Below are 20,076 nucleotides of genomic sequence, written 5' to 3'. Positions count from 1 at the left end.
TGTTACAAAGGTTAGTCAGCTTTCAAGTTCCCGCACAAGCGCCAATATGCAATCAGAAGCGGTCGGAAAGGTGAGGTGAGAGCAGCGCAGCGCAACAGCGCGGTCCCTTTCACCGGGCGCACCGCATGCGGCCCGGCGCGAAATTACACCGTCCCGCGGGCTCCAGAATGCTACCGTTTCAACCGGCGGCTTTACGCCCAGCTGGGCTTCGATCGGCGGCTTTTCCACCGGGTGGCCCGCCACAAGCTGATAGGGACGCCAGACATTGTTGGAATAGGGTGTGTGGCTAAACGGGGATCCCATGGTAATAACCTTGGCGATAAATTCAGGACTGACCTTGGCCACTTCGCGGGCGAACACGCCGCCAAGGCTCCACCCGACCAGCACCACTTTCTCACCATACCGTTCATGCACCTCGCGGATTCTTTGCGAGAGCACTTCCAGCGTTTCTGGGGTAGGGCCCAGATTATGGCCCATGCCCCAGCGTTTCACCGTGTGACCCGCCCGCTCAAGCTGCTGTGCCAGATAGCGCATCCGATCCGGTCCGGTGCCGAATCCGGGCAGCAGGATCACGATACGCGGATGAATCGCAGGTTCGATAGGTATGGGCGGTCGCAAGCGGCGGCGCACCGGCTCTGCCACAACGCCAAGTTCTGCAAACAGCAGTCGCAACGGCGGCGCATGGGCGTTGTCCGGCATTGTTCCGCGCAGCAGCCGAAGGCGCCTAGCCAGCGCAAACACGCCTGCTCGCACAGACTGACGTAAACGCGCCAGGACATGCTCTGATTGGGGGGATGCAGCATCCATGACTGATAATTATATGAAACGGCTTGGCTGGGCAATTCGTCAGGGCGTGAAGAGTTTAACTCAATTGAGAAACCTATTCACATTCGCCGACCCGCTCTAGCTCCACCCGAATGCCAAGAGCCATTTTGCCTCTTTCTGGGCTGCGCATGGTCATCGACAATAAAGTTTGCAGATGTTCTGCATCACCCGATCCGGTCATGCGGATTCTCATATGCTGACCGTCCGGGTCGCGGCATTGCGCCATGACGGTAAAGCCGTCGGCCCCGCCGGCAAGGGCACCCATGGTGCAGCCTCCGGTAGCAAATTCTTCCAACATATCGACCCGCTGCGTGTCTTCATCAAGACAGATGAATTCAACATCACCTTCGTCCATGGAGGGGTCCGACGGGCCGCCATTCTTGCGTGGGTCAAAATCCGCAATGAGAGCATTCTCCAGGCCGTACCTTACCTGATAAAGGCCCGGGCGTGGTTCTGCATCGAGAAATTCCAGCCATGGAAATAAATGATCATCCGCTACCGACGCATTTTTGGCCATGTCTGCGCCGTCCTGCCCCGCAAATGCTGCAGAGGCTGCGCCCAGCAAGAGCGCCAAAGAAGCAAGTTGCCAAGCAGCGCGCTTCATTGGGCAAGGCTTTTCGAGGTTAACTGCAATCGCCGATACGTTCCGACAGCACACGCATGGTCACGGTGCCAGCACCAGCATCTTCCGGCATGGTATAGCTCATGCGCAGATCCGCGCTCTGGCCACCAGCGGTGCCAGTCATCTCCAAGGGGCCGTTAAGACCAATATCCGATGAACATGTCATCGCCCCGTCCAGCGAATTTCCATCCGCCGTGAAACGTGAAAGCGTGCATGTAGCCTCCGTCATGTCAGAGAGCCACACTTCGCGCGTGGTTTCCTCCGTCACGCAATACAGGCTGGGTTCGGCTGCACCAATTTCAAATTCGCTGCGGGCGCGGGCCATGGTGGCTTGATCAAGATCGGGATCGACGAAATCAATCAATTCGACAGTGGTGGCATATTCGCCCGGCTGCGGCATGGCGCCGTTATCCTGAATGGTGCTGCCAGCCAGATCCTCGTCTGTCAGGGCTTCGTCGTCGTCATTATTGCACGCGGCAAGCGCTAGGGCTGCAATCAGCGGCAGGGCATGGATCGGGCGCATGGCATTTCCTCAGCAAATCTGCGGCACAAGAGGGCCGCCGGTCTTGGGATAATCCTAAACCCGCCAACCTGCCCTGCCAATCGCCAAAGCCCCTGATTCGCGGAGTTTGGCGGCTGCGTCCCATTGTGGTGCAGACCGTCGCAAACCCCTGACCCTATGCAGCGTCATCTTCTGCAGTGCATTCTCCGGTGCGCTCGGTAGTGTTGCGCATCACCATCCGCATGGACTGGCCTTCACCCGGATTGCTCATGTCCATCGTCACGGTCATGTTCTGCTTCGTTTCACTAATCGTGCCATCGAATGTGATCGTGCCGCTGCTACCCGCACCATCATCGCAATTCATCGTGGCATCCAGCGCCTCGCCATCGACCTTGAATTCGCTGAAAGTGCACTCTTCCGAATTGTCCTGCATGGCAGAAAGGAATTCCTGAAAGCCTTCGTCAGCTTTTTCCTGAGTCATGCAGAAGGTCTGTTCCTGCGCAGCGGAGCTTTCCACGAAGCCGCGCATCATCTGCACTTCTTCCTCGCTGGCTCCGGGAATATCGAACTCCACCAGTTCCGCGATCGTGCGATATTGGCCGGGTTGTGGCTTGGCGATAGTTTCGGCAGCAGCGGCGACTTCATCCGGATCGCTGGGGTCATCGTCGGTGCCCGAATCCCCGCAAGCAGCCAATACCAGCAGCGAGCTCGCCGCGAAAATCGAAGAAATGCGCATATAAATTTCCCTTTAGATCAATTTTCATCGTGGCTGACCAGCCGACGAGGGACAAGCCGGAAAGGCTGAAATTTCAGCATAGGCTGTGCGGCATCTGATTGACAACACCCAGCAAGACATTGCCCAAAGCGCCGCCCGTCTCCATATTCCGCGACTATGGCTGAACTGGTAATACGACGCGGGCTGGAAGAGCCCGATACAACGGGCGAATTTGTCCCGCATAAGCCCGCTCGGCCGCAAAAGTCCCTGCCGGGCAAGAAGTTCAAGCTGGTTTCGGAGTATGAACCGGCTGGCGATCAGCCCACCGCCATTTCCGAACTGGTGGCATCGGCAGAGGATGGCGACCAGACGCAGGTGCTGCTGGGTGTCACAGGATCGGGCAAGACCTTTACCATGGCCAAGGTGATAGAGCAATTGCAGCGCCCGGCACTGGTTCTGGCCCCCAACAAGATCCTTGCCGCGCAGCTTTACGGCGAATTCAAGAGCTTCTTTCCGGAAAACGCTGTCGAATATTTTGTCAGCTATTACGATTATTATCAGCCGGAAGCCTATGTGCCCCGGTCCGACACCTATATCGAGAAGGAAAGCAGCGTAAACGAAGCGATCGACCGGATGCGCCATTCAGCCACGCGCGCCTTGCTGGAACGCGACGATGTGGTGATCGTGGCATCCGTTTCATGCCTTTACGGTATCGGTTCAGTCGAAACCTATTCGGCGATGGTTTTTGACATCAAGGCCGGTGACACGGTCGATCAGCGCGAACTGATCCGCAAGTTGGTTGCGCTGCAATATAAGCGCAATGACACGGCCTTTGCGCGCGGCTGTTTTCGAGTGCGCGGTGATAATCTGGAGCTTTTCCCGAGCCATCTGGAAGACACCGCCTGGCGTATCAGCTTTTTTGGCGACGATATCGAGGACATTGCCGAATTTGATCCACTGACTGGCAAGAAGGGCACATCGCTGGAGAAGGTGCGGGTCTATGCCAACAGTCATTACGTAACCCCCGGGCCAACCATGAAACAGGCCAGTCAGGCTATCAAGTTTGAGCTGGAAGAGCGCCTGAAGGAATTGCATGAAGAAGGCCGCCTGCTCGAAGCGCAGCGGCTTGAACAGCGAACCAATTTCGATCTGGAAATGATCGCTGCGACGGGAAGCTGCAACGGCATCGAGAATTATTCCCGCTTTTTGACAGGCCGCCTGCCGGGAGAGCCGCCGCCTACCCTGTTTGAATATCTGCCCGAAAATTCACTGCTATTTGTCGATGAAAGCCATCAGACAGTGCCGCAGGTCGGCGCAATGGCCAAAGGCGATCACCGACGCAAGATCACGCTGGCGGAATTCGGTTTCCGTCTCCCCAGCTGTATCGACAACCGCCCCCTGCGCTTTAACGAGTGGGATGCGATGCGCCCGCAGACCTTTGCCGTGTCAGCCACGCCGGGCAGCTGGGAAATGGAGCAGACGGGCGGCGTCTTTGCCGAACAGGTCATCCGCCCTACCGGCCTCATTGATCCGCCGGTCGAGATCAAGCCGGTGGAAGACCAGGTGCAGGATTGCATTGCCGAGTGCAAGGCGACGGCTGCCAAGGGCTATCGCACCCTTGTCACAACGCTGACAAAACGCATGGCCGAAGACCTGACCGAATTCATGCATGAACAGGGCGTGCGCGTGCGATACATGCATTCCGATGTGGAGACGCTGGAACGTATTGAGCTGATCCGTGACCTGCGTCTTGGCGTGTATGATGTGCTCATCGGGATCAATCTGCTGCGCGAAGGACTGGACATACCCGAATGCGGACTGGTGGCCATTCTGGATGCGGACAAGGAAGGCTTCCTGCGATCTGAAACCTCGCTTATCCAGACGATCGGCCGCGCCGCGCGCAATGTGGATGGCAGGGTCATTCTTTATGCAGACCGGATCACGGGAAGCATGGAACGCGCGATGGCGGAGACAGAGAGACGCCGCGAAAAGCAACGCGCCTATAACGAGGAACACGGCATCACGCCGACCACGATCAAGCGCGCCATCGCCGATATCGTCGCCCACACCGCTTCGCAGGACGAGGTGACAGTGGGCACCGGTGATGATGAGCGCAACAATCTCGTCGGCCATAATCTTCGCAGCTATATCGAGGATCTCGAAAAACGCATGCGCGCCGCCGCCGCCGATCTAGAATTCGAGGAGGCAGGACGCCTGCGCGATGAAATCCGCAAGCTGGAACAAGACGAATTGGGAATCCCCGATCCGGATAAAAAGGCGCCACTCGTCGGACGGTCAAATGAAGGAAAACCGGGCACGCGCAAGATGCGCTACGGGCGCACGCAGCGCAAGAAGGGGCCTTGAAGCAGGCCAAGCCATTCGGACTGAAGACTGGCAAGGGCTCAATTAAACGCGCGAACTGCGGGGAAAACGCAAATATTCTCTTGCAGTCATGGCCGAACGGACGGCAAGGCGCAGCATGCGCTGGCCAGTCGCCCTCCTTTTCCTACCCCCTGTCCTGGCAATTCTTGCGGCTTGTGACGGCGCGGCTGAAAGTGCACCTTCCGCTGCTGCCGATGTGGTGCGCATCCCCCTTGATGAGACCGGAATACGCGAGGCAACGGCGATGGCTTCGCCCGACACGCAGAACGGCGTGTGGATGGTGGCCGAAAGCGGTCAGGCGATCAATTTCGGCAATGTCGGAGAGGATCCATTGCTCACGCTGGCCTGCAATCTGGGCGAGCTGCCGTCTGAATTCGTGATTATCCGCCATGCCGAAGCGTTACCGGGCCAATCAGCGCTGTTCCCGATTATCGGCAATGGCATGCGCAGCCGCTTTCTGGCGGATACGGCACTGGCAACTGGGGAAAACGGGGGCGAATGGCTGTGGGAGGCGCGGCTTCCGGCAAACGATCCGCAGCTTGATGTCTTTGCCGGAACCCGCGATTTGACTGCCACATTGCCCGGCCGGGGCATGCTGGAAATAAGAGGCAGCCGTATTCCCGGCGAATTTCTTGAATGGTGCCGCGCAGGCGGTGAAACTCCCAATGCCCAGCCCGCAGAACCAGCCGTGGAAGACGAGGATAGCTGAGCTTATTGGCGAGCCCGCTCCGCCAGCATTTCAGGCGTTAGGACCTGCGGCATCATTTGCCCCGGTGCGCCATTGGGGGGATACCAGACATATAATGGCACGCCCGCTGCGCCCCATTCCTCCAGGAATCGGGTGATCGCGGGATCAGCACGCGTCCAGTCGCCGCGCATGGCCACAACGCCGCCTTGGTCAAAGGCGGCACGCGTCGTTTCACGTTCAATGGCGATCTGTTCATTGACCTTGCAAGTCAGACACCAGTCGGCGGTAAACCACAGGAATACAGGCGCTCCGCTGGCGCGGGCTTCTGCCAGTGCGGCCTCGCTATATGGCACCGGATCAAGCAGGCTTTGCGCCGATGCAGCAGATTGCTCTTCCACGCGAAAAGGCAGGGAAGCGGCGAAATAGAGCGCAATGGCAACGCCAATCCAGCCAACCAGCACATTGCCACGGCGAAAGGCGATAAGCGCGACCACTGGCAGCATGCCCAGCGCCAGCGCGGCAAAGGCAAAATGCGTGCCGCCCAGCCGCCATGCAAGCCACGCCAGCGCCAATGCGGCCAGCCCCATCGGCATGGCCATCGCCTTGCGGAATGTGCCCATCCATGCTCCCGGCCTGGGCAATCGGGAACGCAAGGCAGGCACATAACCAAGCAGCAGAAATGGCAAGGCAAGGCCAAGCCCCAGCGCGGCGAAAAGCAGGAGCGCCTGCGTAACGGGCAGCAGCAATGCAGCGCCCAGCGCAGCAGCCATAAACGGACCCGTGCACGGGGTCGCGACCACGGCGGCCAGCAATCCGGTGGCAAAGGCGCTGCCTTGTCCACCAGTGCGGATCGGCATCATGGGCAGTTCAATCAGGCCGGCAAGATTGGCGGTGATGAGCATGGCGAGCACCAGTAATGCGCCCACCACCAGCGGTTGCTGCAATTGGAACGCCCAGCCCACTTGTTCCCCCGCGGCGCGTAATGCCAGCATCAGCGCGCCCAGCGCCAGAACCGCCAGCATCACGCCGACGGTATAGGCAAGCCCTTCACGCCGAGCTTGCGCTTCGCTTTCGCCCGCGCGCGCCAGGGTCAATGCCTTGAGACTGAGAATAGGAAACACGCATGGCATGAGGTTGAGCAGCAATCCCCCTAGCAATGCCCCCCCCAGCAGCAGAGCCAGCGGAGCTGTCGCGGCGGAATTGCCAATCCGATCCCCACCGGCAGGAACATTCCCCGGCACCGCTTCAAACCTGATGCCTTCGCCATCCGCACCAAAGGACAGCATCCCTTCAAGCAAATCAGGCTCTGCACGCAAGCCACCTCGCGGCAGCTCTGCAACAAGCACGTCGCCCTGTCGCATGAAGGTCTGCATCGCGCCGTAATCGACTACGCCTGATTGGGCGATAAAGACATGCGGATCGGTCAGACCCAGCGCCTGCGGCAGCGGAATGGCGATGCGCAGGCGATTGCCATCCATGGCAAAGCGCGCCTGTTGATCAATCAAGGGTGGAACGGCAGCACGGTGCGCGTCAAAATCTTCGCGCAATTGGGCAGTCTGCTGCGGGAAACGCAGGGTCGGCACATCGCCTTCGCGAACGCACAGCCTGTCCGAACAGGCGAGCCATTCGGCATTGACGGTGATGGGGGAAATGTTCGTTACCGCTGCATTGACTGGTACCGAAATCGGCACCAGCACGGCGTAGGGCCTTTTATAGACATGGTTCATCAGCCCGATCAGTTCCAGCGCTTCTGGCACGGGATATTGCGGCTCTCCTGCCTGCCAGCCTTCGGGTAATTGCCAGTCGAGCGTCATGCCCAAACCCGCATCACCGGGATTGCGCCAATATCCGTGCCAGCCTTCCTGCGGGCGAAAGCGCAATGCCACGGTAAGCGTCTCTCCCGGCTGCGGTTGACCCTCTGCCACGAGATCTGCAGCGATATAGTTCTGCGTCTGCGCAGCGGTCGGTGCTGCCAGCAGTGCAATGGCAAACATTGCCACTGCGATGCAATATCGCAGGAAGGTGAGACGAAAGGACAGGCTTGTCTGCATAGAGCGGGAGCCTTAGGACCGCATGTGATGACGGACAAGCGAGAACTCCTGATCCTGGGCGGCGGCCTCGTCGGCATGACGCTGGCCCTTGCCGCGGCAAAAAAGGGCATTTCCAGCCATGTGGTGGATCGTGCCGATCCATCCGAACTGACCGCGGAAGGGTTTGACGGGCGCGCTTCGGCCATATCCACGGCAAGCTGGAACCTGTTCAGGAATATCGGTCTGGCAGACGCGCTGGAACCGCATGGCTGCCGCATTGAAAACATCGCTGTCACCGACGGGATGAAGCCGGGCCGTATCGATTTCCAGCCGGAACCGCATGAAGGCACCTTGGGCCGCATGTTCCCCAATCGGACCTTGCGCCTTGCCCTGTTCGAAGCTGCAAAGGATCAGCCCCTCATTGCATGGCATGGCAGCACCAATGTGATGGAGCGCCATCGCGGTGAGCACGGCGTTTCCGTCACCCTGGCGGATGACACGGTTCTTGAAGCAAAGCTGATGGTCGGTGCGGAAGGCCGCGGATCACCCACGCGCGAAGAAGCGGGCTTCACCATGGCGCATTGGGATTACCGTCACCGCGCCATCATCATCGGGCTTTGCCACGAAAGACCGCATGAAGGTGTGGCGTGGGAGATTTTCTATCCCGACGGCCCCTTCGCCCTGTTGCCCTTGCTTGATGATGGTGAAGGTCGCCATCGTTCGGCGTTGGTGTGGACCGTGGCGGAAAAGGATGCTGCCGGCTTTCTTGCCCTGTCGGACCGCGCCTTCCTGTACGAGATTGAAAAGCGGATGGAGGGCATTTTTGGCGCATTGGCGCTGGCGGGACATCGGTCGTCCTATCCGCTTGGCTTCCAGCATACGGCAAAGCTTGTCAAACACCGGCTGGCACTGATCGGCGATGCCGCGCATGGCATGCATCCGATTGCCGGTCAGGGATTGAACCTTGGCTTGCGCGATGTCGGTGCGCTGGTTGAGGTTCTGACCGAAGGACAGCGGCTGGGTCTTGATCGCGGCGATGCGCAGATGCTGGCCCGGTATGAGAAATGGCGCGCGCTCGATTCGCTCATGGTCATGGGCGCCACGGACAGTCTGACGCGGCTGTTCGGCGTGCCCGGCAAGCTTTCCAGCGTCATACGGCGGGTGGGCATGGCGGGCATTCAGCGTGCGCCAATCCTCAAGCGCTGGTTCATGGATGAGGCGCGCGGGATGAGCGGGCAATTACCCGAATTACTGAAAGGCTGAAGTTAACTTCAGCATTCGTGGATAATGATGATTACTAGCGACTATTGCCCGCCGGGCTGCCCTGTTCAACCGCCTGCCCGTCACTGTCACGCAATTCACGCGGATCGAGAACGGCAGCGGATTCCAGCGTTTCCAACGCGCGGCGCGCGGCGGCGAAACGTTCCGCATCCGCAATCCAGTCTTCTGCAACAATGGCATTGGGCAAATTACGCACTTCGGAGACAGCCGCATCTATGCGCCCGCTTTGCAGGAACATGCGAGCACGTTCCATTCGCAGCTGGGCAACGGGCGATGCCGTATCCTCGCGGCGCACGATAAACAGTTCGGATAATTCACGGCCCAGACGGGTGAACACGCCTTCCCCGTCGGGTGCATCATCAAGTTGGGAGGCAAGGCCTTCAAGCTGCGCCAGCAATTGATCGAGCGTCACCGGATCCTGCGCAGCATCGATCACTGTTTGCACAGCATTTGGCCGATTTTCGCCAAACCGCAGACGCAATTGATCAGCCAGATAGCCAAGCGGTGCACCGCGCTCGATAGCTCGGCGGCTGGCATTGACGATCAGCAGCGCTTCGGCGCGCGCTGCATTCCCGGCAGCAGCCTGCAATTGCAGGTCAAGTCTTGTAAGTCGCTGTTCCATCGCAGCAACACGGCTGTCGAGGCCCCCTTGCTGTTCCACAACACGTTCAACCTGCTCAACTGCTTCGCGCGCATCATTGGCAGCAACGGCAGACGTTTCGCTGGGCGTGGGTTCTGGTTCGATGACGTCACCTTCCAGCAGGGCTGCGCCGTTCACATCTTCATCCACCTGCTCACTTTCGGAGCGAATATTGACGAGATCGGATAAGCCAGTCTCACTGCCAAGCAGCCACATCACGGCAACGCCAAGCAGGAAAGAGGCACCAACCGCAAATAGGACCGGCCGCAAAGATGGCTTGCGCTGTTTTGCGCTTGCTGCCTCGAAGTTGTAACCTTGGTCCATACCATCCTTCTACATACCGACGTTTCCGGGTCTTTCCCCGCCGGTAAATCAACTTTTTACATTAATGACACATGTCGCGAGCCAAGGCCAACACGCCGATATCATCGGGCTGTGGAGCGGCCCTGCACGCTGCCCAGCCATCACCCGCTGCCTTCACCACACGCGGACCGATGCAGGCAAGGGAAATGCGGCTTTTATCCAGCCCGCGACGATCACATTCGGAAGCGAAATGCCGTGCCGCAGCGGCAGAATGCAATAGAACGAGCGGATCGGCAGCGCGCAGGCTGACTTCATCGCTACCGGTGATCGGCAATGCGCGCAATTCATAGACAATGCGCGTCGTCGCGGTGATGCCCTTTGGCACGTTCAGCGAGACATTTTCCGCACCGGCAAGACGCAAGAAGTGTGTGCCGTCAACGGCCCCATCCAGCAGGCTTTGCAATCCGCCTGCACCCGTTTGTGCAACGGTGAACCCTGCTTCTTGTGCGTATTGTGCTGTTGCTTCGCCCACGGCATAGACCGGCAGGATATTGAAGGCTTCCAGCGTGGCTCCGCCGTGGCGCAGCGCATTCGCGCTTCCCAGCAGAAGTGCATTGAATTGCGCCGGATCGGGCGCGTCCCAGGCAATGGGCACAACGTCGAACAAGGGCATGCCGATAATCGCCATGTTCATGTCACGCGCCAACTGCAAGGTTGATTGAAGGCCGGGTTCGGGCCGGATCGCGAAAATCATGGTGCAGGATCAAACACTGCGCAGATCGCGGGCGATGCACGTTCCAGCAATTGTGCTGCAAGGCGCGCAGGCGCTGCATCGTCTTCCGCCGCAAATCGCGCTTCGCCGTCCACCCTATCGGCGCCGTCCTCGCTCAAAATCGCTGCGCGCAAATGAAGTTTGCTGTCGGCATAGCTGCATAGCGTAGCGATGGGAGAGTGGCAGGTGCCGTTCAGCGCCAGTAACAGCGCACGCTCTGCCGACACCTCGGCCCGGCTGGGCATGTGATCGAGGGGGGCAAGCAATGCGCGTGTGCGTTCATCATCTGTGCGGCATTCCAGCGCGATAGCCCCTTGTGATGGCGCAGGCAGCCAGTCTTCGGCATTGAGCGGATGCCCCACATCATCCTCCCCAAGACGAGCAAGCCCCGCTGCAGCAAGAAAAGTTGCATCAACCTCCCCGGCTTCCAGCTTGCCAAGCCGCGACGCTACATTGCCGCGGAACATCACGACGCTGCAATCGGGCCGGTGGTTGAGCAATTGCGCGGCGCGGCGCGGCGCGCTGGTCCCCACCACTGCGCCCTGCGGCAAGTCAGCGATAGAAGGCGCGCCTATCAACCTGTCACGCTTATCCGCGCGCGGCAGTATGGCGGCAAGCACCAGACTTTCCGGCCTCACTGTCTCCACGTCTTTGAGCGAATGAACCGATGCATCGATCCGCCCTTCAGCAAGCCACACGTCCAATTCCTTTGTCCACAATGCCTTGCCGCCGATTTCGGCCAGTGGGCGGTCCTGAATCTTGTCCCCGCTGGCCACCACGGGCACCAATTCCACAGCGCTTTGGGGCCAGCCATGCGCCTCGCAAAGGCGCTGGCGCGCCTCCTCAGCCTGCACCATCGCCAGCGGCGAACGGCGCGTTCCAAGACGAAGTTCGGGCTGTGTCATGGTTTCATCAAGCATAGGGTTTGCTTGCTCTAGCTTGCAGGTCGGCTAAGGGAAAGCGGCATGACACTGGTGCTCGGTATAGAAAGTTCCTGCGACGAAACCGCCGCCGCGCTGGTAACGGGCGAGCGGACAATTCTTGCGCAAGCCATCGCCAGTCAAGAGGCGGAGCATGCACCCTATGGCGGCGTTGTGCCTGAAATTGCCGCACGCGCGCATGCAGAGCGACTTGCTCCACTGATCGAAACTGTGCTGGCAGAAGCAAATGTCAGTCTGTCCGATTGCGACGCCATTGCCGCCACCGCCGGACCGGGGCTGATCGGCGGCGTGATCGTGGGCCTTGTTACTGCCAAGGCGTTGGCGATGGCATCAGACAAGCCGCTGCTCGCGATCAACCATCTTGAAGGACACGCCCTGTCGCCACGACTGGCTGATCCCGAACTCGCATTTCCCTATGCGCTATTGCTGGTAAGCGGAGGACATTGTCAGATCCTGCGCGTGGAAGGCGTTGGCGAATACCAGCGTATAGCCACCACCATTGACGATGCGTTGGGCGAAGCATTTGACAAGAGCGCAAAGATTCTTGGTCTTGGCTATCCCGGAGGCCCCGCGTTGGAAAAACTGGCGATGGAGGGCGATCCGCGCGCTGTGCCGCTGCCGCGCCCGCTGCTTGGCCGGGAAGAGCCGCATTTCAGCTTCGCCGGATTGAAAAGTGCCGTTCTTCGCGCCCATCAGGCCAAGACATATTCCGACGCCGATATTGCTGCCAGCTTCCAGCAGGCCGCGCTCGATTGCATTCTAGACCGAATGCGCCGTGCGCTTGATGCGATGGACCCGGTCACTGCGCTGGCAGTAGCGGGCGGCGTGGCGGCCAATCAAATGATACGTGGGGGACTTGGAGGGCTGGCGAGTGATTTTGCGCTGCGCTTCACTGCCCCGCCCTTGCCGCTATGCACCGATAATGCGGCAATGATCGCATGGGCAGGCGCGGAGCGTCTGGCAGCGGGTTTCCCCGCCGATCCGCTCGATCTGAAGGCGCGCCCGCGCTGGCCGCTCGACCCAGATGCGCAACCCGCACCCGGTGCAGGAGTAAAGGCATGACTCAGGCTTCTATTGGCGTGGTGGGCGCGGGTGCCTGGGGCACAGCGCTGGCACAGGCTTTGGCGAGTGACGGGCGCAGCGTAAAACTGTGGGCGCTCGAAGATGGCCTTGCCGACGCCGTTAATTCAACGCATCGCAATCACCTGTATCTGCCATCTGCAACGCTGGCCTCCTCTATTGAGGCGACGGGAGAGCTTGCCGACATGCGCAGCTGCGATATTCTGCTGCTTGTCACGCCTGCGCAGTATCTTGGCCGCGTGTTGAAGAATTTGGAGCATTTCCCGCGCGATCTGGTGCTTTGTTCAAAAGGTATCGAGGCGAGCAGTGGGCGCATGATGCATGATGTTGCGCATGATTGCGCGCCGCAAAGCGATATCGCTGTCCTTTCTGGCCCCACATTTGCGCATGAAGTTGCCGCCGGCCTGCCCTGCGCTGTAACGCTGGCTTGCGGTGGCGGCGAGACGCAGTGGGAGCGGCTGGCCCCCGCCATCGCCCGGCAGAATTTTCGTCCTTATTACTCTATCGACGTGGTCGGTGCAGAGGTGGGCGGCGCGGTCAAGAATGTGCTCGCCATCGCTTGCGGAGTGGTCGAAGGGCTGGAACTTGGCCAGAACGCACGCAACGCTCTTATCACCCGCGGGTTTGCCGAAATGTTGCGCTTTGGCGTGGCATTGGGCGGGCAGCCCGAAACGCTCAACGGCCTGTGCGGGCTTGGCGATTTGGTGCTCACCTGTTCTTCCACTTCCAGCCGCAATTTCTCGCTCGGCAAGGCGCTGGGCGAAGGCATGAGTGCAAAGGAAGCGCTGGCCGACAAGCGCACCGTGGCAGAGGGCGCGCATACTGCGCCGGTGCTGCGTGATCTGGCGCGCAAGCAGGGTGTGCAGATGCCTATCACCGAAGCGGTCAATCATCTGCTCGAAGGGCGCAGTGCGCGCGACGTGGTCGCAGAATTGCTTTCGCGCCCGCTCAAGGCAGAAGGCCACGCGCATTGAGTGACCCTGCCAAGACTGCCGCGCCCAATGGCGAATCCGGCGAAGATATTGCAGCGCTGGCCAAAGGCGGGCGCACCAATGTGTTCGGCTTTCTGCTGCGCCTGCTCGCGCGGCTGCCATTTCTATTCATCGCCGGCCAGCTTTATGGAGCAGAAGCGGTCGGTATCTATGCCTATGCCCTGCTTGGCGTAGAACTGACCGCACTCGTCTGTTCGATCGGTGAAAAGCGCGGGCTGGCCCAGCGATTGTCTGAAGGCAAGACGACCTCCACCTCGCTCATCGCTGATTCCATGCTGGTGGCATTGATTTTTGCAGGCTTGGCCGCAGCGCTGTTCTTCATCTTCCCCGCGCCTCTGTTTCCCAATGGCATGAGCAGCGATCTCGATCGCTGGATCGTGTTTGCGATACCCGGCTATGCCCTGACCGAGATCGCGCTGGCTGCACAGGCCTATAAATATGACATTGCCACCACCGTGCGCGCGCGCGCCGTGGTAGAGCCATGGACAATCTCTATCCTTGCCGGTGCGTTCTGGTTTGTGCCCGCAATCGGCGATGCTGGCCTTGCGATGGCCTATCTCGCATCGATCTATGCCGGATTGGCGACCGCGCTGGTGCCCTTCTTCAAAAGCTATGGATTGCCACGTGGCTGGACGCCGCGTCCTGAACGGATAGCCCATATGGTGGTGCGTGCCATGCCGCTGGCAGTCACCGACGCTATCGAATGGGGCACGCGACGCGTGGATTTGCTGATCCTCGGCTGGTTCGCAGGTCCCGTCGCGGTCGGCATCTATTATATGGCGCAGCAGGTCGCCAGCCTGCCGCAAAAGCTCAAGACCAGTTTCGAACCTATACTGGGTCCGGTGATTACCGCCCGGCTCAAGGAAAAAGATTATGCCGCGATTGCCAAACAGGTCTGCCAGGTGGGTTTCTGGATCGTCGCCGCACAGGCTGGCATAGCGCTCGCGCTGGGTATTCCGGGCGAAGCGCTGATGGGGCTGTTTGGCGATGATGGTGAATTCGTGCCTGGCACGGCAGCACTTGCCTTTCTGCTCGCCGCCGAAGTCGTGGCGGCTACCGCGGTCGTCTCCGAAGCTGCCCTCGTGTATGTTGCGCGGGTGCGCAATCTGTGGGTGTCGGTCGGGACAATTGCTTTTCAGGCCGTATTGACCATTGCAGCCATGATGGCGATCGATACGATCGATTTCGCCGATACCCAGCGCGCCGATTACTACCGTGCTTCGGCTGCCGCGGGTTCCTTGATGCTGGCATTAGGCTTTGCCTCGCTGGTGAAGGCTTCCATGCTCAGCCGCATCCTTGGCCATTCAATCAACAATTGGCGATGGGCGCTGGTCTGGGCGTCAGCAGCGGCAGTGTTGGTGGGTCAATTAATCATCCTGTTGCCCGAATGGGCCGAACTTGCATTGGGCGTTCCCGCGATTCTTGCCGTCTATGGCTGGATCATCTGGACACGCGGCTTCGGCGCTGAAGACAGGGTCTTGTTCCGCAAGAAAAAATTGGATGAGCCATTAGAGCAAGCGGGCTGATTGAAGTTAGCAGACAGCGCCAATGCAGAAACACTCGACGCAAGGTAGCCTGTCGCGCTAGGGGCCGCGCATGCACTTTCTGGGACGCCCGCTTGTCGCCATTGTCATTGGCGCTTTCGCAATCTTCCTGCTTGCCCGTATCGTCGGTGATGCCGATGCGTCTGCCTTTGCAAACAGGCTGGCGCAAGACGCGCCTGCCGTGATCGCTACGGCTGGCGGCGGTGGGCATGTGCAGGCGCACTTTATCTCTCCGCGCGGTCTTGCAAGCCGGCATCCACTGCTGACCGGCGGTGAACCGCTTGATGAAAGCACAAGAGCGAAAATTGCCCATGCCGTTGCGGACATGCCGGGGGTCGGGGGTATCCGCTGGTCCGACGGTGACATTCTGGCGGAGGGGCAGGAAGCAGCGTTCCGCCCGCTCCATTGTCAGGAAGATGTGCAGGCCCTGTTGCGCGCGCACACGATCCGCTTTGAGGAAAGCTCAGCCCGTATAGACGAAGCCAGCCGCGGTCTTATTGATGAAGTCGCCACCGCGCTGCGGCCTTGTCTTGGCGCAATCATCCAGATCACCGGCCATACCGACCGTTCGGGTCCGGAACCGGGTAACCTTGCCTTATCTGCAGAACGGGCCGCTGCCGTGCGCACCGCGCTGGTAAGGCGCGGCATCCCCGAAGATGGACTGCGCGCCCAGGGCGTCGGCTCGCGCATGCCGGTCGAAGGGCTGGAAGCCACCGATCCTGCCAATCGCCGCATCGAATTTTCCGTAATCGCGACAGTGCCGATCCGCCCGACGCCCGTCGACACACCTGCTCCGCGTTAATGCCGGACTTGCACAGAACCACTGGCCCGCAGTAGAAAGATTGCCATGCCGATTTGGATGGAAATATTCGTGTTCATGCTGCTCGCCTATGCGATTGGCATCGGCATCGGCTTCGCGGTCTGGGGCCGCGGCCACTGATTTGACCTGAATAGGAAAGAGTCTACGAAATGCCTGAATTGCTCCAAGAATACTGGATCCTCATCCTTGTTGCGCTGGTTACCGGAGTGGTCGTGGCGTGGTGGATATTCCACGCCTCGCGCCGCACCAAGGTAGAAATAGAGGAGCAGCCGGATGCCGCAACACAGGCAGGCAAATCGGGCGCGAAACGCAATCAGGCGCTGATCGATGCCGATCCGGTCGCGCAAAGCGCCGCATCCCCCGGCCCGCTTTCGGCGGCTGCCAATCATGATGAAACCGCTGCAGCGCCTGCCGTTGCAGATGCAGAAGCTGGCGCTGCCGTCCCCGCGCGCGAAGCAATCAAGGAGATGGCGGACGCAGAAGACAGCCCGCCCTCTCCTGCATCCTCCGCAGGAGACGACCTCAAGCGGATCAAGGGTGTGGGGCCCAAACTTGTCGCCATCCTGCATGATCAGGGCGTCAACTCATTTGCGCAGATCGCAAGCTGGAGTGACGCCGATATTGACCGGATAGACGCTGAACTTGGCCGATTTGCGGGGCGCATCCGGCGCGATAACTGGGTAGAACAGGCCCGTTTGCTCGCCAGCAACGACCTCACCGGATATGAAGCACACTTCGGCAAAGTATGAATTTACGGGTAATGTTGCCGGAACCGTACCTCCATCCTTGCGTATTAGTCACGAAAAGACCCCGAATCTCGTGGGTTTCAAGGATTGGATATGGCTACACAACTTCAAACCGAACAGCCCGTCGTGCTGGTTGTCGAAGATGAATTTATCATTGCGCTCGATCTTTCCGAGACCGTGCGAGATCTCGGCTATCGGGTCGAAGGCCCATTTGCCGATAAGGATCATGCCATGGTCGCGATTGCGGATTGCATGCCCGATCTGGCGATACTCGATGTCATGACGTCGAGCGGGGAGGTGTTCCCGCTGGCTGATGCGCTCACGCAAGCTGGGGTCCCCATCATATTCCATTCTGGTCATTATACTGAACAGGATATCGCCGAACGTTATCCCAATGCGGCAGCAGCAGCCAAGCCCTGTCCGCCTGACAAGCTGATCAGTCTGATCGAAAACGCTTACAGCTCCATGCACTAGGCAGTGATGGCTTGGGCTGGTCCGCGTTCGCTCCTGACGCAGACTTCAGTCCTTGCCGTGCCGACCTTGAAAACCTAGGCCGGTTTCAAAGGAGACTAATTTCATGGCTGATATGGTTTCATTTGACTGGGCCGATGCCTTCGATCTCGAAGGCCAGCTCAATGAAGAAGAGCGCATGATCCGCGATGCGGCGAATGGATTTGCACAATCCACTTTGCAACCGCGGGTGATCGCGGATTACGCAGCCGCCGCAGACGCGCCTGAACTTTTTCCGATGATGGGCGAAGCGGGCCTGCTGGGCGTGACCATACCGGAACGTTTCGGCGGTGCTGGCGCGGGTTATGTCGCCTATGGCCTCGTGGCGCGCGAAATTGAGCGTGTCGACAGTGGTTACCGGTCGATGGCCAGCGTTCAGTCCAGCCTCGTGATGCACCCAATCCATGCCTATGGGTCGGATGAACAGCGCCAGAAATACCTGCCCGGCCTGGCCAGCGGAAAGCTGATCGGTTGCTTCGGCCTTACTGAACCCGATGCAGGCTCCGATCCTGGCGGAATGCGGACTTACGCCCGCAAGGATGGTGATGGCTATTCGCTTACCGGCGCCAAGAGCTGGATTTCAAACTCTCCCTTCGCCGATGTTTTTGTGGTTTGGGCAAAGTCAGAAGCGCATGAAGACAAGGTGCGTGGCTTTGTGCTGGAAAAGGGCATGGCAGGGCTAGAGGCGCCAAAGATCGGCGGCAAGCTCTCGCTCCGCGCCAGTACAACTGGCATGATTCAGATGGACGAAGTCAAACTTCCCGCCGATGCCCTCTTGCCCAATGTCTCGGGAATGAAGGGACCGTTCGGCTGTCTCAACCGGGCACGATACGGCATTTCATGGGGCAGCATGGGCGCGGCAGAGTTCTGCTATCACGCCGCCCGCCAATATGGCCTTGATCGGCATCAGTTCGGTGTGCCGCTTGCGTCAAAACAGCTTTATCAGCTCAAACTTGCAGACATGGTAAGCGAAATTGCGCTCGGCTTGCAGGCCAGCTTGCGCGTCGGCCGGCTGATGGAGGAAGGCAGGTTCGCACCCGAAATGATCTCGTTGGTGAAGCGAAATAACGTCGGCAAGGCGCTCGAGATGGCGCGGGCCGCGCGTGACATGCACGGCGGCAACGGTATTTCCGAAGAATATCAGGTGATGCGCCACATGGCGAACCTTGAGACTGTCAACACCTATGAAGGCACTCACGACGTACACGCATTAATACTTGGTCGCGGGATTACTGGCATCTCGGCGTTCTAATTACACAGCTCATCGCGCGAGTGCGGCATTTTAGCCACAGTGCAAAAGTGACTGCATTTTCCTCTTCGCAGCGATGGAACATTAATTTATTGGACGCATTACGTTTGGTGACGCGGGGAGGATGGTTCCCGTGCGAATTGAAGGATATATAATGAAGAGATTACTTCTTTCAGCGTCAGTATTGGCGCTCGCAATTCCGGGGGTCGCTCATGCGGATCCCTATATTGCTATCAGTGGTGGCACGGTTTCGGCAGAAGATGCCTCTAACAGTGGCACGACCAGCGCGGACATTGATGAAGTCGATGAAAACACCGCGATCAACTTCCCGGGTTATCCCGCGATCGCTGCTGGCACATCTTACTCTTTCGAAACCGAAACTGACTGGGGCTGGAACGCCGGCGCGCAGATCGGTTACGCTTTTGACAGTGGCCTCCGTATCGAGCTGGAAGGCACCTATGTTGCGTATGACGTAGATACGCACAATGGCGCTTTTCTTGGCGGCGCGGACATCTCCAATGAAGATGCCGCAATCCTGCTGCGCAGCGAGCCTGTCGGTTTTACCGTCGGTGACGCACTCGGCGATGGCAGCGGGGACGTTGAAAGCTACGGCGCGTTCCTGAACATTCTTTATGATTTCGATCTTGGCGGCATCAAGCCTTACATCGGCGCCGGCGCCGGCGTTTATGTCATCGACGTAGACTATGCCCCCAGTGACGTTCTGATTGCCAATGATGCGGACACACAGTTCGCGTATCAGGGCATCGCCGGTATTTCGGCAGAGCTTTCCGAAAAGTCGGAAATTTTCGCTGAATATAAGTATCGTGCGCTTTTTGACGATGCGGAAATCAGGAATCGCCTGCTTCCGGGTCAGTTCGGCGTATCGCCTGACCAGCACCTGATTTCGCTGGGCCTGCGCTTCATGCTGGGTGCCGACGCTCCGCCGCCGCCGCCCCCCCCGCCGCCGCCGCCGCCGCCTCCTCCCCCGCCTCCTCCTCCGCCGCCTCCGCCGCCGCAGGTTGAGTGCAACACCGGCCCGTACATCGTGTTCTTCGACTGGGATCAGTCGGAAATCACGACGGAAGCAGCTACCGTGCTTAACAGCGCCGTCACTGCCTACAGCGATTGCGGCAGCGCGAACATCATGCTTGCCGGTCACACCGACCGTTCGGGCAGCGTGACCTACAACGTGGGTCTGGCAGAACGTCGTAACGCTTCGGTTCAGAGCTATCTGACCGGTCGCGGCATCCCGGGTGCGCGCATCTCCACCGAAGCTTTCGGTGAGAGCATGCCTCGTGTTGCAACCGCAGACGGTGTCCGCGAACTGCAGAACCGCCGCGTTGAAGTGACCTATGGTCCGGGTTCGGGCATGTAAGCCCAAGCCTTATACGGCACATGAAACAGGGGCCGGGAGAGCAATCTCCCGGCCCCTTT

Annotated in this window: 19 protein-coding genes; 11 read left to right on the top strand and 8 right to left on the bottom strand. The window is 59.4% G+C overall.

Annotation, left to right across the window (positions count from 1 at the left end; translation table 11 throughout):
- Positions 1–15: 15 nt before the first annotated feature.
- The 4 genes from CP97_RS06395 to CP97_RS06380 form a co-directional block, all read right to left on the bottom strand.
- Positions 16–699: an esterase/lipase family protein gene (locus CP97_RS06395; RefSeq protein ID WP_227819703.1), complete on the bottom strand. Its 684-nt coding sequence runs from the start codon at positions 697–699 to the stop codon at positions 16–18.
- Positions 700–880: 181 nt separating this feature from the next.
- Complete coding sequence (locus CP97_RS06390; RefSeq protein ID WP_048885254.1) at positions 881–1,429, bottom strand: DUF3617 domain-containing protein; 549 nt, start codon at positions 1,427–1,429, stop codon at positions 881–883.
- Between the two features lie 19 nt (positions 1,430–1,448).
- Positions 1,449–1,970 (bottom strand): DUF3617 domain-containing protein, encoded by a 522-nt coding sequence (locus tag CP97_RS06385; RefSeq protein WP_048885253.1) that lies wholly within the window; start codon positions 1,968–1,970, stop codon positions 1,449–1,451.
- Between the two features lie 154 nt (positions 1,971–2,124).
- The gene (locus CP97_RS06380; RefSeq protein WP_048885252.1) at positions 2,125–2,685 is read right to left on the bottom strand and encodes a DUF3617 domain-containing protein; all 561 of its coding nucleotides are present in this window, start codon (positions 2,683–2,685) and stop codon (positions 2,125–2,127) included.
- A 156-nt stretch (positions 2,686–2,841) separates the two neighbouring features.
- Between CP97_RS06380 and uvrB the strand changes: the two genes are divergently transcribed.
- Both uvrB and CP97_RS06370 read left to right on the top strand, forming a co-directional pair.
- A complete protein-coding gene (gene uvrB, locus CP97_RS06375; RefSeq protein WP_048885251.1) occupies positions 2,842–5,028 on the top strand; it encodes an excinuclease ABC subunit UvrB in 2,187 nt (728 codons plus the stop codon).
- Positions 5,029–5,143: 115 nt separating this feature from the next.
- Positions 5,144–5,755: a hypothetical protein gene (locus tag CP97_RS06370; protein ID WP_149036431.1), complete on the top strand. Its 612-nt coding sequence runs from the start codon at positions 5,144–5,146 to the stop codon at positions 5,753–5,755.
- 2 nt (positions 5,756–5,757) lie between these two features.
- On the opposite strand, the gene CP97_RS06365 is transcribed toward CP97_RS06370, so the two are convergent.
- On the bottom strand, positions 5,758–7,785 hold the full coding sequence (locus CP97_RS06365) for a protein-disulfide reductase DsbD family protein (protein WP_053106571.1): 2,028 nt from the start codon (positions 7,783–7,785) through the stop codon (positions 5,758–5,760).
- Between the two features lie 27 nt (positions 7,786–7,812).
- Between CP97_RS06365 and CP97_RS06360 the strand changes: the two genes are divergently transcribed.
- Positions 7,813–9,027, top strand: coding sequence for an FAD-dependent monooxygenase (locus CP97_RS06360; protein WP_048885249.1), 1,215 nt, complete (start codon positions 7,813–7,815; stop codon positions 9,025–9,027).
- A 34-nt stretch (positions 9,028–9,061) separates the two neighbouring features.
- Here the strand turns inward: CP97_RS06360 and CP97_RS06355 are convergent, their stop codons facing one another.
- The 3 genes from CP97_RS06355 to hemC form a co-directional block, all read right to left on the bottom strand.
- Positions 9,062–10,009, bottom strand: coding sequence for a hypothetical protein (locus tag CP97_RS06355; protein WP_048885248.1), 948 nt, complete (start codon positions 10,007–10,009; stop codon positions 9,062–9,064).
- Between the two features lie 61 nt (positions 10,010–10,070).
- Positions 10,071–10,742, bottom strand: a complete 672-nt coding sequence (locus tag CP97_RS06350; RefSeq protein ID WP_048885247.1) for a uroporphyrinogen-III synthase — start codon at positions 10,740–10,742, stop codon at positions 10,071–10,073.
- Positions 10,739–11,680 (bottom strand): hydroxymethylbilane synthase, encoded by a 942-nt coding sequence (gene hemC, locus CP97_RS06345; RefSeq protein WP_082863748.1) that lies wholly within the window; start codon positions 11,678–11,680, stop codon positions 10,739–10,741. Before hemC ends, CP97_RS06350 begins: the two co-directional genes overlap by 4 nt.
- 45 nt (positions 11,681–11,725) lie before the next feature.
- Between hemC and tsaD the strand changes: the two genes are divergently transcribed.
- The 8 genes from tsaD (at position 11,726) to CP97_RS06305 (ending at position 20,017) form a co-directional block, all read left to right on the top strand.
- On the top strand, positions 11,726–12,763 hold the full coding sequence (tsaD, locus tag CP97_RS06340) for a tRNA (adenosine(37)-N6)-threonylcarbamoyltransferase complex transferase subunit TsaD (RefSeq protein ID WP_048885246.1): 1,038 nt from the start codon (positions 11,726–11,728) through the stop codon (positions 12,761–12,763).
- Complete coding sequence (locus tag CP97_RS06335; protein WP_048885245.1) at positions 12,760–13,755, top strand: NAD(P)H-dependent glycerol-3-phosphate dehydrogenase; 996 nt, start codon at positions 12,760–12,762, stop codon at positions 13,753–13,755. Before tsaD ends, CP97_RS06335 begins: the two co-directional genes overlap by 4 nt.
- Positions 13,752–15,299 (top strand): lipopolysaccharide biosynthesis protein, encoded by a 1,548-nt coding sequence (locus CP97_RS06330; RefSeq protein ID WP_048885244.1) that lies wholly within the window; start codon positions 13,752–13,754, stop codon positions 15,297–15,299. Before CP97_RS06335 ends, CP97_RS06330 begins: the two co-directional genes overlap by 4 nt.
- Before the next feature lie 70 nt (positions 15,300–15,369).
- Positions 15,370–16,119 carry an OmpA family protein gene (locus CP97_RS06325; protein ID WP_082863747.1) on the top strand — a complete coding sequence of 250 codons (750 nt, stop codon included), beginning with the start codon at positions 15,370–15,372 and terminating at the stop codon, positions 16,117–16,119.
- Positions 16,120–16,286: 167 nt separating this feature from the next.
- Positions 16,287–16,886, top strand: a complete 600-nt coding sequence (locus CP97_RS06320) for a hypothetical protein (RefSeq protein ID WP_053106569.1) — start codon at positions 16,287–16,289, stop codon at positions 16,884–16,886.
- Between the two features lie 90 nt (positions 16,887–16,976).
- On the top strand, positions 16,977–17,357 hold the full coding sequence (locus CP97_RS06315; RefSeq protein ID WP_053106567.1) for a response regulator: 381 nt from the start codon (positions 16,977–16,979) through the stop codon (positions 17,355–17,357).
- Between the two features lie 103 nt (positions 17,358–17,460).
- Positions 17,461–18,645, top strand: a complete 1,185-nt coding sequence (locus tag CP97_RS06310) for an acyl-CoA dehydrogenase (protein ID WP_048885243.1) — start codon at positions 17,461–17,463, stop codon at positions 18,643–18,645.
- A gap of 151 nt (positions 18,646–18,796) precedes the next feature.
- On the top strand, positions 18,797–20,017 hold the full coding sequence (locus tag CP97_RS06305) for an OmpA family protein (RefSeq protein WP_063612511.1): 1,221 nt from the start codon (positions 18,797–18,799) through the stop codon (positions 20,015–20,017).
- Positions 20,018–20,076 lie beyond the last annotated feature (59 nt).

This window comes from Aurantiacibacter atlanticus (assembly GCF_001077815.2).
In the GTDB taxonomy this organism is placed as follows: domain Bacteria; phylum Pseudomonadota; class Alphaproteobacteria; order Sphingomonadales; family Sphingomonadaceae; genus Alteraurantiacibacter; species Alteraurantiacibacter atlanticus.
Note: the sequence above shows the minus strand (reverse complement) of the source record. Positions and strands in the feature narration are given on the sequence as shown.